Origin of the sequence: Fibrobacter sp. (genome assembly GCF_045131395.1) — a bacterium.
Classification (GTDB): Bacteria; Fibrobacterota; Fibrobacteria; order Fibrobacterales; family Fibrobacteraceae; genus Fibrobacter.
On the sequence record NZ_JBGUQY010000046.1, the window covers coordinates 437,495 to 451,171 of the forward strand.

Genomic DNA, 13,677 nt, shown 5'->3' on the forward strand with positions numbered 1-13,677 from the left:
AAAAGCTCCAAAATACTTGATTGACGGTGTATACAGGGAATAAAAAGCTATCTTTTGGCAGAATATCACGCCTTTAAAATTCTTGTTAAGATTCTTGAAAAATCGAGACGTTATGAAAAGAAATTCTAAGCCGTTTGCCTTATTGTTGGCAACTATGCTTTCTATGCCAGCATTTGCAGCATCGCCTGTGGTCGGTCCCGAAAATGTCCGCAACCTGCGCCTGTTGGAAAATTCTCCCATGCTGTTCGACTTGCATCGCGTTACCACGGGGGAGGGGCGTCAGTTCTTTGCATACCCGCACCGCGATACGACTTTCCGCAAGAATTTTGTGGCTAGCGAAAAAAATGCGCTGCTGTATTTTGATAACGAGAACGGCGCTGCGGTTGCGGGGCACGGATCTTTTGAAAATAAGGCTCCCCGCATGGCTATGGCAATGTCTCTAGTGGGAGGCTTGGATTATCGCGGCGGCGAAGCGCTGAACGATACCATCTGGCCGGGAATTGACGGCGGTATCTACTTGCGCGGTTATGCGGATTCCATTGACTTCGTGTTGGATGCCCGTATTTATGATGAAGGCCATTTGGCTACGGAAAGGGAAACGAATAATTACCCGAAGTCTTTTGACGGTGAATTCCTTGAATACCAGAGAGAAGAAAACAACTCGGGACTTGAATATATCAGTTATGCCCGCTACCGTACGCATATCGCTTTGAACTACGATTGGTTGCGCCTTGACTTTGGCCGCGACGTGATGCACTGGGGCCCGGGCTACTACAACAACTTGAGCTTGAACCAGTTTGCGTTGCCCTACAACATGCTTTCGCTGGATCTTCAGTTTGGCCCCTTGCGCGTGCTTTCGTTCTACGGGGATTTGAGAATTTATCACAGCTTCGACAAGAAGAATATCGATGAGACCCGTAACATTTTTGGTCACCGCTACGAACTGGCCGTGGGCAATGCTACCTTCGGTATTAGCGAACTCCAGATCCAGTATGACAACCTGAAACCTTGGCTGTTTGTTCCGACGGTTCCCCTGTTCATGGAAAAGGGCAACTATTCCGAAGACAGCAATAACGGTTCCCTTTCCTTCGACTTCAACTACCGCCTGTTCCGTTCGCTCCGTGTCTACAGCGAATTCTTCCTGGATGACATGGAAAGCCCGGTGAGCCTCGTGAAAAACGACAACATCGAAGCCAAGTGGGCTTGGATGGCCGGTATGCATGGCGCCCACGATTTCAAGATTAATGCCCATCTTTTGGAATCGGGCTTTATTGCAGAATATGCCCGCGTAGAACCTTACGTGTATTCCCATTTCTATGCGAACACTGCGCAGATGGCCCATTTGGGCCGCCCCCTGGGAAACCAGGCCGGTCCCAATAGCCAGACCATTGACTTTACTGCTTATGGTCGCCTGGACCATCACATCTTTGCCTCGCTCCGTAACACCTGGTTCTGGAAGGGAACGGACCATGGCAGCGCCGTGAACGACACGACTCCCCGTCACGACCACATGAAGATTCATAAGCGTTTCCTGAAGGGTGCGAAAATGGAATATTCCCTGACGCCCTCTGTCAGCTACGAAGGCCAGTACGTGTTCTTCCTGGGTGAAATCACGCTGTTCAACGACGAAAAGGTTTATTTGAGAACTGGATTCAAGTGGTAGTTATGCGTAAACCCGAACTTCTTGCTCCTGCAGGCGACTTGACTCGCATGAAATACGCTTTTGCGTATGGTGCCGATGCCGTATATGCCGGGCAACCGGCCTTTTCGCTCCGTGCCCGCGAAAACGGATTCAAGAACCTGGATGACCTGGCCGAAGGTATTGAATATGCCCACCGCTTGGGTAAAAAGTTTTATCTCACCAGTAACGTAATTCCCCGTAACGTGAAGGTGGAGGCTTTCCAGAACGCTTTGCTCGCTGCCATTGACTTGAAACCGGATGCCTTGATTGTGGCTGACCCCGGTTTTGTGGGCTGGCTTCGCGAAGTGCGCCCCGAGGTCGAAATTCATTTGTCTGTGCAGGCGAATACCACCAATTATCTGGCGGCCAAGTTCTGGCATGACCTTGGCGTGAGTCGCGTGATTCTGAGCCGTGAACTTCGCTTGTCTGAAATTCTGGAAATCAAGAACCGTCTGCCGGATTTGGAACTGGAAGTCTTTGTGCACGGCGCCGTGTGTATGTCGATGTCTGGACGTTGTATGCTCAGTAACTGGGTGACTCGCCGCGATGCGAATCAGGGGGCCTGCGATAACAGCTGCCGCATGCCTTATCGTTTGTATGCAAATCCGGAACCCCAGTGCGAAAATTACCAAGAACATGAAGGCAAGTTCAGCCTGCAACGCACCGACCGCCCGGAACTCCCCCCCATCGCCTTGGACGAAGATACCTGGGGAACTTATTTCATGAGCAGCCGCGATATTTGCGCCATCGATGTAATTCCCGAACTGATGGCTGCCGGTTTGGATTCTTTCAAGATCGAAGGCCGTACCAAGTCGGTGTATTACTTGAGCCAGGTAGTGCGAGCTTACCGCATGGCTATCGATTCCTGTGCCGCCCAATTCCAGCAGGGCGTGGCGCCTGAATCGGTGAAGGTTTCCGACGAAAGTCGCCGGGCCATTTCCTTTGTGGATGGCCGCGGGTTTATGCCGGGATTCCTGCGTGGCCCCTTGCCCCAGAATTACGAATCTACTCATGAAGAGGCTCCTGGTGGTTGCGTTGCGGCCCAGGTGTTGTCCTACGATTCAAATACGCATTCCTGCAGGGTCAATGTCAAGACTCCGTTCTCCATTGACGATTCCTTGGAACTGATGACGCCGTCGGGAATGGCTCCTTGTAAGATTGAAGCGATGAAGGATTTCAAGGGGGGAGACGTGGATCGTCTGCACCCGGGAACCGAGGGAGTCGTTTTCTTACAAGATTGTGTTGAATTGCTTTCTTTTAATGTGCCTTACTCATTTTTTGTGCGTAAAATCACGTAATTTTACGGAAAAATTGAATTTTTTTATAAATTTATAGCATGGCTGTCGACGAAGCGACAAAGAAACAAGACGAGTTGGAACTTTATCAGATCGATGATAAAGCCATTATGCCTTTCTTTGAATGCCACTGCGAAGAATTGAAACAATTCATTCAAGAACGCAGGGCTCAGAACTTGTCGCTTCTGGAATTGCTCAAGCAATTTATCCGTACATACAAGCTTCCCTTCAACATGCAACGTTATATGTCTGTACAGACAACGTATATTAAGCAGGTTTTGCAGGAACGTATGCAGGATCGTCAGGTAGCTGTGAGCCGCTGGATCCAGGAACATGCCGGTAGGCATCGTAACCGCATGATTCAGTTGCAGTGCCTTTACCTGGACCGAATCAAGGATAAACTTTTGCCCGAAGTGCAGAAAATGCTGGAACAGCGTCTCGAAAATCTCCAGTCGAAAATGGACGAAAATAAATAGAACGCTAAATCCTTGATATTCAATATCTTCTACGAAAAACTGCCTTTTTTGAGTGAAAATGGGCAGTTATTTTTTTATATGCTTTATGAAATAGTGCTATTTTGTGCATTAAAATTATACTTTTTCTTGTCAAGGCATAGTTCAAAATTTTTCTGTTGATAAGTTGTTCCAAACATAGGGGTTCTGTCTTGACTGCGGAGTGATTAAAAGCGTGATTTGTTTGCAACAATGGGGGCAATATTGGGAATAAATATTTTTTTCCCGTTTTTAGCTCAAAATCGCCACTTTTCAAAAAAAAATGTGGGTCCTTGTCATTTTGTTGTATGCTTTATTTAATTTTTTCATGCTTTTTTAGATGATTGGTAGAACGTGACAAACTCTGTTGCTCTTTTAAATTCTGAATCTTCGGTCTGGCAGTTGACTCTGGACCGTTTGCGCGAAGAATGCAATGATTATTTCGGCCTGGCCATTTTGGATACGGTGGGCTTCGATGGCGTTTTTGATGGTGTTGTCCAGCTTTCTGTCCCTGACGAATTGCGCGAAAATTGGGTGAAGGCCCATTATGCGGACATTATGCGCAAGGCTTTTTCCGAAGTCCTTGGACAGTCCTTTGTTGATTTCAAGATTTCTATTGCCGCTACCGAAAAAAGCGTGCAGGTGATGTCGACCCCGGCGGCTCCTAAGCTTCCTCCCGTGCGCCCTGTCCGTGTGGCCGCCAAGAAGCGCGCCCCGCGCCCCAAGCTTTCGTTGTATGCCGGCTACACCTTCGAGAACTTTATCGAGGGCGATTGTAACTTTACCGCCTGCGAAGCCTGCAAGTCCGTGGCCGAAAAGCCGGGCGATCCGGCCCTGAATCCGCTTTTTGTATATGGCAAGTCCGGCCTCGGCAAAACGCACCTTTTGCAGTCCATTGCCGGTCAGATGATCAAGAGCAATTCCCAGATTCGCGTGGTCTATTGCCATGCCTACGAATTCCTCCGCGACGCTACCGCCATGAGCAAGGCTTTGAAGGCCAAGCTGGGCAATGTCCGCGAACTTGCGGAAGCCTTCCAGGAAAAGTACGAAAACTGCGACGTGTTGCTATTGGATGACGTCCAGCTTTTGGAATACGGCGTCAGCACCCAGGAACGCCTCGCTATCTTGATCAAGCACTTGCGTTCCCAGGGCAAGCAGGTGGTGCTTTCTTGCGATAGGCATCCGTCCCAGTTCAAGCCCCTTCACGAAGGTGAAGCCCGCCCCAAGGGCCATTCCGAAATCCCGAGCATTTCGGCCAAGCTCCTTGCTCCGCTGGAATCCTGCGTGGCCGTGGGCCTGGATGTTCCGGACCTTTCTACCCGCATGAAGCTTATCCAGAAGAAGTCCATGAGTATTCCGTTCGTAGACAAGGACCGCGAAGAAATTTGCCGGTTCCTGTCGCTCCCGCCGCGCGAAAACTTCCGCGTCATCGAGGGCATGCTGAACGGCCTTAAAGCCATGAACGAATTCTGCGAAGAGAACCTGGACCTGGGCGCCGTCAAGCGCTTGGTGGCTGCTCCGGGAACCTCCGGCGTCGAGGAACTTTCGGTGAAGGGAATCTCCGAGACGGTGGCTATGGAATTTGGCTGCGATCTCACGGCCCTTGCAAGCAAGCGCCAAGATGCAGGCGTCGCCCTTCCGCGGAAGGTGGCCATGTACCTTTGCCGCGAAATGACCAATACATCGCTCGTAAATATCGGCGAATTCTTTAACAGGGATTACTCTTCTGTTATCGCCGCTATCCGTTCACTGGTAAAGCAGATGGATAAAGACGAAGACCTTGCCCGCAAGGTCAAGGATATCCGCTATTTGCTGGAAGCCTAGCAATGATTGCTTTGGTGACGGGTGGCGCAGGCGTCGTAGGGAAGGCGCTCTGTCGGGAACTTCTTGCCCGTGATGTGTGTGTTCGCGTGCTTGTGCTCCCGGGCGATACCCAGGCTGGGTTTTTACCCCAGGGGGTGGAGGTCTTTTATGGGGACGTGTCGGATTACGAATCTATCCGCAAGGCCTTTGATGGCGTAGACTTGGTCTACCATCTGGCAGCTATCCTCCTTTCTACAAAACCGGGCGCCTTTGAGCGCATCAATGCCGGCGGGACGCGCAATGTGGTTGCCGCCGCCCAGGCGGCCGGTGTCAAGCGCCTCCTTTACGTGTCCAGCATTTCGGTGACGTATCCGGTACTTACGGAATATGGCAAAAGCAAATTGGCGGGGGAGACCTGCGTCAAGGATTCTGGCTTGGAATGGACCATCGTGCGCCCGACGCTGGTAATCGGGGAACCCGTGGGGTATGGCGGCGGAATCGAGTTCAACATGTACGCTAACTATGTGCGTCGTTTCCCGCTGTATTTCTTGCCCGGCGGCGGCAAGTGCCTCAAGCGCCCTGTCAAGAGCATCGACTTGGTCAAGGGAATTGCCTTGGCGGGTCTTTCTGAAAAAGCGGTGAATAAGACCTACGCCCTGGCTGGCGAAAAAGTCCTTTCCATGGCGGATATGGCGAAAGCCATCTTGAAATTGGCCTCAAAACGTCATTTCATGGTGCCGGTCCCCTGGTGGGTCGCAAAAAAACTGGCGGTTTTGAAGAGCTGGATTGGCGGAAGGCCCGTTACGGCGGAGCAGGCCCTTGCTGGGTTCCTGTATGACGCCGCGCCCGATATCGAGAATGCCAAGGCCGATTTGGGCTACAATCCCGGTTCTCCCTTAGAAATTTGAGTCAAAAAGCGTTTTTTATCACAAAAAATCGACAATTATTTACATTGCCCCATTTTTTGTGTATATTCTATGCAGAAAACGAGGTATTTATGAATTTTAAAGCATGTTCGGCGCTGGTTTCTTCCGCCTTTGCAATGTCTTTGATGCTTGCCGCTTGTGGCAGCGATGATAACTCATCTAATGTGGAACGCGGTGATGACGATTCCTCTTCCAGTGTAGAAGAGTCTTCCTCATCGACTGAAAAGCCCTCTTCTTCTTCCAAGGAATCCGGTCCCAAGGGAACCCGTGCGGCCACGTTGGAAGACTTGGAAAAGAACATGTCTCTCGGCGAAATGTTCGGTACGGACTTGTACCTTGCTGCAGGAGCCAAGCAGGGCGTGTTCTCTTTATGGATCGATGAACCGGCTTGGATTGCTGTCCGTTCGGAATTCAAGGACGGCATCATTGAATTTGGAGTCGAAAACGGCTCCTTTATGGGCGTTGAATCCAAGACTGCCGACAAGATGCAGAAGTTCTTCGAGGATTCGGGCAAACTCAAGTTTATCGTAAATGAAGATGACCAGTTGCAGGTGTCTATCAATGGCGGCAAGTTCCAGGATGTGGAACCGGTCAGCTTGGAAAAGGATGCAAAAATCATTACGAATGCCGCCGATTTGAAGGGCGTCAAGCTTTCTTGCAAGAGCGGCTCTCTGAAACAGGTTTACTCCTTCTTCAAGGATCGCTACGTTGTTGAAGAAACGAATGGCGATTCGGCCAGCTGGTCTGCCGGTTACTACGATATTCATCGCGGCTACCTGCTGATGCTTCCGGTGTTCTTTGACAAATCCGTCTACTCTCTGGTTTCTGCCGAACTTGATGGAAGTTTTAACATGTCCATCGTGGCCGGTGACGAAATGACTTGCTCCAAGTCCACGCTCAAGTATAAGGATGTCGACCGCAGCAAGCTTGTGGGTAACTGGGTTGCCTACGAAGATAATTACAAGTGGTCTCTCAAACTGGATAGCCTGGGCAACCATAATGTGGAAGTGACTTTGAAAAAGGCCCAGCAAGAAAAGAGAGCCGGTACCTGGGATGTGTATGGCGATCAGTTGCTGATGAAAAACACCAGCTGCTCCATCAACAAGGAAAGCGGAAGGACTTGTGCCTCTGCGGTAAAGGGTTCTGTAGAAAAGCTTGACCCCGAAAAGGGCTTCACCTATAATCATGACGATCCCGGTTCGATGCCTAAGGAATGGGCTCTCCCGGAATACGAGTAACAGGCAATTTTAAATGAATAAAAAAGGCAGGTGGTTTCGCCTGCTTTTTTGTGTTGTAAACAACGAAAAATTCGGTTATTTACCGTGGTGCTTGTCGTGGTTGGGGCAGCCGCAGCCGCCGTTGCCGTCGCAGTTTTCCTTGTGGCCTTCGCCGCCACATTCGCATTCGTGGCCTTCGCCGCACTCGCATTCGCCATCGCCCTTGCCGCCACAGCAGCAGTGGTGACCCTGGGGGTTCAGTTCTTCTTCGGTAGCTTCGCGAACAGAAACGACTTCGATGGCGAAGTTCAGGTTCTGGCCGGCCAGTTCGTGGTTGGCGTCGATGACGGCGGTCTTTTCGGAAACGGACTTCACGCGGATGGGCATGGGGCCTGCGGGAGTCTGGGCATAGAACATCATGCCTTCCACCACCTTGTCTACACCCTGAAAAACGTCCAGCGGGACTTCCTGGGTCATTTCTTCGTTATATTCGCCGTAGCCTTCGGAGGGAATCACTTTGACGTCGAACTTGTCGCCCACATCGTGGCCCACCATGGCCTTTTCAAGACCCACAACGATCATGTGGGCGCCCTGAATGTACTGCAGCGGTTCGCGGCCTTCGGAGGAGTCGATGACCTTGCCTTCGTCGGAGGTCAGGGTGTAGTGCATCTGGACAACTGTCTTGTCGGCAATCTTCATAGAAAATCCTTTTTTGTTTTGGGGATGCCCAAATATAGTAAAAACAGGCTACTGTTTCTTGTCGATTTCCAGCTGTCGGCTGGGGATAAGCCTGACTGCGTCGGTACTGTCGTTTTTTTGGGTCAGGGTAGGCGGGAGTTTTTTGCCGAATCCCTGGAACTTGAGACGGTCCTTGCTGATGCCTTTCTTTACTAGGTAGTTGTAAATGAATTCTGCCCTTTCGCTGGAAACGCGGGTGGCGTTTTCACCGGAGGCGTCGCTTGCGGAACACTGGATTTCCAGGTTTACGGGGTATTGACGCATGTGGTAAACGATGTCGTTCAGGGCGGTATAGCTGGAATTGTACAGGACGGTGTCCTGGCCCTTAAATCGAATCTGTTTGGCGAATATGTTGAAGTTCTGCCTGGGGTTGGTGGGGCAGCCCGAAATGTCGATGAATGCTCCTGCCTGGGTGCCTGGGCACTGGTCCGCCCAATCCGCCACGCCGTCGTCGTCAGAATCCAGGGGGCATCCCAGACTGTCGATGGGGGCGCCTTCGGGAGTTCCGGGGCATTTGTCTTCTTCATCGAAAATGCCGTCGCCGTCCTGGTCGATGCGGCATCCGTCAATGTTGACCGTTACGCCTTCGGGAGTGTCGGCGCATTCGTCTTTCGTGTCGGGCACGCCGTCCTTGTCGGAATCCAGGGGGCAGCCCGATTCGCCTACACTTTCTCCCAACTTACTGTTGGGGCACTTGTCTAAATCGTCGGGCACGCCGTCGCCGTCAAAGTCCAGGGGGCAGCCCCGTTTGTCAATGGAGATTCCTTCGGGGGTGTCGGGGCATTGGTCCAGATCGTTGGTAATGCCGTCGTGGTCTTGGTCCAGGGGGCAGCCGTCTTTTCCGACGGGTTCGCCGAGGGGAGTCTCGTTGCATTTGTCGCTGTTGTCGTCAATGCCGTCGCCATCGGTATCCTGCATACAACCCGCAGAATCTACGGCAAAGCCTTCGGCGGTATTGGGGCACCTGTCGAGGTAATCGGCCACGCCGTCATTGTCGTGGTCCAGGGGACAGCCGTTGTAGTCGACTTCTAGACCCATGGGGGTGGCAGGACACAGGTCAACGATGTTCAAAACGCCATCAAGGTCTTCGTCCACGGGGCATCCGCGGTTGTTTACCGCTTGTCCCTTGAAGGTGTTGGGGCACATGTCCTTGCGGTCGATAACGCCATCGTGGTCGTCATCGCCCCAGCTGAAGTCAAATACCTTGCTCAAAGAAATGGCGATACTCAGTTCCGGAGAACCGGCCATGGGGTAGTAAAGGTTCTCGCCTCCAGATTTCAGGTTGACTTGCAAGGCGTCTTCGTCGTCCAGCTTGTTGAAGTAGTGGAACCCGATATCTCCTGAAAGGGTGAGGTAGGTTTGGCTGGGCAGGTTGATGCGCAGACCCGGGGTGAGCTTGAAGGGACTGTTCAAGAAATGCCTTCCCCAGTGGGTGGAACGCATGGGGGTTTCGCCGGATGCTTCAAAAATGAGGGTGGCCGTTTTCTCGGGGAAAATGTTGACGCCCAGGCCCCAGAGCAAATATTTATCCTTGGTCTGGAAATCGTTCAAAATGCCGGTGTAGCCATTGAAAACCAAGTACTGCTTCAGGTCGAAGGTATAATGGAGGACAATGTCGGTGGCTCCGTTGTTGGCGGTGAATGCGTAAGCGTTGTTGTCTTTTTTGACATACCAGCGGTGTCTCGGGCGGAATCCCTTTTCAGTAGACCCTGTAGGGATCAGGATTTCTGCGCTTCCACCCAAATAAAACCACTCGTTTACGGGAATGGAGCCTTTGGCGGACAACTGCAGGTCTCCGAGACCGATTCCGTCCAGGTCCGTATTGTTAATGTAGCCTTCGTAGTGGAACGGTAGGGAAAATCCCAGTTCCAGGTTGTCCAGGACGGCAAAGCTCATAAAAAAGGTTTCATCGTTAGAAGGCGTGTTGTTGTCCAGAGGGACGAACTTTCCTTTGGAATCGGTGTAGCCATCGCTTAGACTCAGCGTTTTTCCGTCGCTGGCCATTTCGAAGGCTCCCGAAATATACAGGTTGCCTTGAGGATTGTTCTTTGCCGAGGTGACGTGGATGCCGCTCGTAGACTTTACGATGCCGACCTGTGCAAGGGCCGGAATCGTCAATAGGCATAGTGCGGCAAACAGCTTTTTCATAACTCGATGTATAACATAGAAATTTAATTCGGAATAAGGAATTCAAATTTTGGAATTAGCGAATGATGAAATTGCTATTTGTTATATTTGGGGGCGTAATGAAGGATATTGAAGAAAAACAGGAACTGCCTTCTTGGCACCGTAAGTCTCAAAAGGCTTACCGAATTAATCGTATCATTATTGTCTTGCAAATGGTGGCGGCCTTTGTCTTGGCTGGTGTCATCTGGTTCGGTGTAGAAAAAGTAACTGGAAATTAGATGAATTATTTCGTTTCGGGTATATTCTCTTTATTGCTTTTGGTAATGGCGGGTTGCGCAAGTAAGCCCGATATGACTCCTAAAGTGGAGACTGCTAATCCTCCCGATACGGAATCTTTTTCGGAAAGGGCCCTCAAGGAAAAAATTTCGGATTCCCTGGCCATTCGCCCCTCTTGGACCTATTACCAGTATGCTTTGCAGGCCATGGATAACCAGGAATGGCTCCTGGCAAGGCATTATCTGGACGAATCCTTAAGACAACTGGTGTCCGAAAAATTCGATTCGACCTACAAGAATGTCTCTGCCGCCGAAGATTCCGCTTACCGGGTCAAGATGCCCCTGCGTATTGTGCGTGCTTTAGATGAAGTGTACCCCAATGTGGCGGAAATGGGCCAGAGTGCCGACAACTATACGCGAAACGAGGTGTCCATCGAAGGTATCGACGCTTTGGACGAAAACGAGGCCGACAGTGCTGCCCTCCAGGTGATTGAAAGCTTCCTGGATACCCTGGATGTGGCCCAGTTTACGCTTCCCGTGAGTTTTAATGACCGCGTGCAGCAGGAAATCTACTACATGACGACGACGGCCCGCTCCTTCATGGAAGGCTCCTTGAACCGGAAAACGGCCTACGATTCCTTGATTTATGCCCAGCTTGATGGGGCAAAAATGCCTCGTGACCTGATTTACCTGGCTCTGGTGGAATCGGGTTTCAAGGTCAAGGCCTATAGCCGCGCCAAGGCTTCGGGCATGTGGCAGTTTATTCCCGAAACGGGCAAACGCTATGGCCTGGAAGTGGATTATTGGGTGGATATGCGTCGCAATCCGGAAAAGGCGACCATGGCGGCCCTCAAGTACTTGAACCGCCTACACGATGAATTTGGGGACTGGCTGTTGGCCATGGCTGCGTACAACTGCGGCGAAGGTCGTGTGCGCAGGCTCGTCCGCGAAATGCAACAGGATTCTACCCGCGATACGACTCTTGCCGTTACCTATTGGGACCTGGAACTTCCCAAGGAAACCATGCGCTATGTGCCCCGTATCTTGGCGGCCATGGTGATTGGCCATTATCCCGAACAGTACGAGATGACGGTGGAAAAAACTTACCAGCCGGACTTTGACACGGTGACGGTGTATGATTCCTTCCCGCTGGAAGAAGTGGCAAAGCTCTTGAAGGTCACCGAAGATACCTTGCGCACCTTGAACATGGAACTGGTCAAATGGTGTACGCCGCCGAACAAGGAATCCTACCTGTTGCGCTTGCCGGTGGGTACCCGTGCCGCCTTTGTGGACGGCTATGACAAGATGGAAAAGAACAATTTTTCCAGCTGGCATCACCACAAGGTCCGCAAGGGCGAAAACTTGGGAATGATCGCTCGCCAGTACGGCATCAAGGTGTCCGAACTTCAGCAGGCCAACGACATGAAGAATACCCGCATTCGTGCGGGACAGTCCCTGTTGATACCCATCAAGGTGACTCCCAAGCCCAAGGCCAATCGCGGCAAAAAGCCTGAAAAGGTCCGCACCTACATTGTACAGCTTTCCGACAATATTGCCTCCGTGGCCCGCAAGTTCGGTATTTCCCAGGATTCCGTCCGCTCCTGGAATTCCCTGGATGCCGCTTCCTTCATTAAAGAAGGGGATACCTTGGTAGTTTCTAAACCCGAACCGAAGCCCCAGGTTGAAAATAACCGTCCGAAAATGGCCAAGGGCGAAAAGTATGTTGTTCGTGAAGGGGATACCTTTGCTGCCATTGCCAAGACTTTCGATGTGCCGGTGGTGATGCTCATGCAGGCAAACCAGGGCTTTAGCCGCCGTCTTTCGGTGGGTGATTCCTTGGAGATTCCCGAATATGTGCGCAAGAAGGCCGACAAGAAACCAGCCAAGTCCGAATCGAAGACAGCTTCCAAGCCGAAATCTTCTAACGAAAAGACCTCTGTTTATACGGTTCAGTCCGGGGATAACTTGACCAGTATTGCCCGCAAGTTTGGAACCACTGTGGCAAAAATCCAGGAACTGAACAACATGGGGAACTCTACCAACTTGAACGTTGGTCAGAAGCTGAAAGTGGCCGGTACTCCTCAGGATTCTGGAGTCAAGGTTCACACCGTCAAAAAAGGCGAGGGTCTCTGGGACATCGCTCGCCAATATAAGGTGACCATCGAAGAAATCGTAAAGTGGAACGACCTGACGGACACCAAGATCAAGGTCGGTGAAAAGCTGAAAATCAAGCAGTAATTAGAACAGCGTAATTCCGAGGCTTACGTAGGGCTGGAAATACGTGTCGAAATCAAGCATGAATTCGTCGTCTTCGCGGTCGGTTCCTGTTTTCCGTTCGAAATAAGTGTGGAAGTATTCGTGGCTGTTCCTGAAGCCCGAAGAGAGGAAGAATCCGTGCCAGGCCATACGGACGCCTGCGCCGTAGGCGTAACCGTAAGTGGCGGGGGAGGTGAATTGGGTGTCGTCACCAAAGAATGTCTTGCCGAATACCGCGCCACCGAAGGCGTAAAGCTTGATCATGAATTGGTGCCTGTAGTTCATTACCAGGGGGAGGGCTAGGTCGAAACCCAGCTGGAAAAGGGCGGTGTGGATTTCGTGGCGGCCTTCGATGTCGCTGGAATCAAACTTGGCTTCGAAAAAATCGTCTGCGAATTCCAATTCCTCGGCCAATAGCTTGTAGGCTTTATCCCTGTTGCGGGGCTTGTGGCTTATTCCCAGGTATTGGTAGCCTGCCATCAGGTAGATGTCGAACCATTCTGTAAGGGGTAGGCTTCCCGAGGCGCCGTAAATGTAGGTGTTGTCGATGTTGATGTCTTCTTTGATGCCGCTGACTTTGTAGGAATACTCCACGTTCTTCATTTTGATGTTGCTGAATTCAACGTAAGGTCCGAAAGATCCCCGGTCTTCGAAATTCTTGTAGTCGCTTTCGGTGGAGGTCGCCATGGAGGTGTCAATGACAATTCTGTCGGCGAATGTGAGGGTGCTAAAAAGCAAAATAATTGTAAAAATTCTCTTTCTCATGGTGTAAAATATATAAAGGATTGTCCGGAGGCGGAAAATGGGGCTGTGGAGGCGCGGGTGATATTTTGGTAAAAAAAAGTTCTAAATAGAGTTTTTTTGTGTT

The 13,677-nt window shown here is 51.1% G+C and carries 11 protein-coding genes; 8 read left to right on the top strand and 3 right to left on the bottom strand.

The window, feature by feature from the left end; translation table 11 throughout:
* Positions 1-154: 154 nt before the first annotated feature.
* From ACJMNB_RS13070 to ACJMNB_RS13095, 6 genes are all read left to right on the top strand, one after another.
* Complete coding sequence (locus ACJMNB_RS13070; RefSeq protein WP_405343195.1) at positions 155-1,663, top strand: hypothetical protein; 1,509 nt, start codon at positions 155-157, stop codon at positions 1,661-1,663.
* Positions 1,664-1,665: 2 nt separating this feature from the next.
* On the top strand, positions 1,666-2,979 hold the full coding sequence (locus ACJMNB_RS13075; protein WP_405343197.1) for a U32 family peptidase C-terminal domain-containing protein: 1,314 nt from the start codon (positions 1,666-1,668) through the stop codon (positions 2,977-2,979).
* 38 nt (positions 2,980-3,017) lie between these two features.
* Positions 3,018-3,452, top strand: coding sequence for a hypothetical protein (locus tag ACJMNB_RS13080; RefSeq protein WP_405343199.1), 435 nt, complete (start codon positions 3,018-3,020; stop codon positions 3,450-3,452).
* 369 nt (positions 3,453-3,821) lie between these two features.
* Positions 3,822-5,291, top strand: coding sequence for a DnaA ATPase domain-containing protein (locus tag ACJMNB_RS13085; RefSeq protein ID WP_405343201.1), 1,470 nt, complete (start codon positions 3,822-3,824; stop codon positions 5,289-5,291).
* A 2-nt stretch (positions 5,292-5,293) separates the two neighbouring features.
* On the top strand, positions 5,294-6,178 hold the full coding sequence (locus ACJMNB_RS13090) for an NAD(P)H-binding protein (protein ID WP_405343203.1): 885 nt from the start codon (positions 5,294-5,296) through the stop codon (positions 6,176-6,178).
* Positions 6,179-6,267: 89 nt separating this feature from the next.
* Positions 6,268-7,434 carry a hypothetical protein gene (locus tag ACJMNB_RS13095; RefSeq protein WP_405343205.1) on the top strand — a complete coding sequence of 389 codons (1,167 nt, stop codon included), beginning with the start codon at positions 6,268-6,270 and terminating at the stop codon, positions 7,432-7,434.
* Between the two features lie 75 nt (positions 7,435-7,509).
* On the opposite strand, the gene ACJMNB_RS13100 is transcribed toward ACJMNB_RS13095, so the two are convergent.
* Positions 7,510-8,112, bottom strand: a complete 603-nt coding sequence (locus tag ACJMNB_RS13100; protein WP_405343207.1) for a peptidylprolyl isomerase — start codon at positions 8,110-8,112, stop codon at positions 7,510-7,512.
* Positions 8,113-8,160: 48 nt separating this feature from the next.
* On the bottom strand, positions 8,161-10,299 hold the full coding sequence (locus tag ACJMNB_RS13105) for an OmpA family protein (RefSeq protein ID WP_405343209.1): 2,139 nt from the start codon (positions 10,297-10,299) through the stop codon (positions 8,161-8,163).
* 98 nt (positions 10,300-10,397) lie between these two features.
* Here ACJMNB_RS13105 and ACJMNB_RS13110 point away from each other — a divergent pair, with 98 nt between their 5' ends.
* Complete coding sequence (locus ACJMNB_RS13110) at positions 10,398-10,556, top strand: hypothetical protein (RefSeq protein ID WP_405343211.1); 159 nt, start codon at positions 10,398-10,400, stop codon at positions 10,554-10,556.
* Between the two features lie 33 nt (positions 10,557-10,589).
* The gene (locus ACJMNB_RS13115) at positions 10,590-12,791 is read left to right on the top strand and encodes a LysM peptidoglycan-binding domain-containing protein (RefSeq protein WP_405343213.1); all 2,202 of its coding nucleotides are present in this window, start codon (positions 10,590-10,592) and stop codon (positions 12,789-12,791) included.
* Here the strand turns inward: ACJMNB_RS13115 and ACJMNB_RS13120 are convergent, their stop codons facing one another.
* Positions 12,792-13,574, bottom strand: a complete 783-nt coding sequence (locus ACJMNB_RS13120; RefSeq protein ID WP_405343215.1) for a hypothetical protein — start codon at positions 13,572-13,574, stop codon at positions 12,792-12,794. It lies immediately after the preceding gene.
* Between the last annotated feature and the right edge of the window lie 103 nt (positions 13,575-13,677).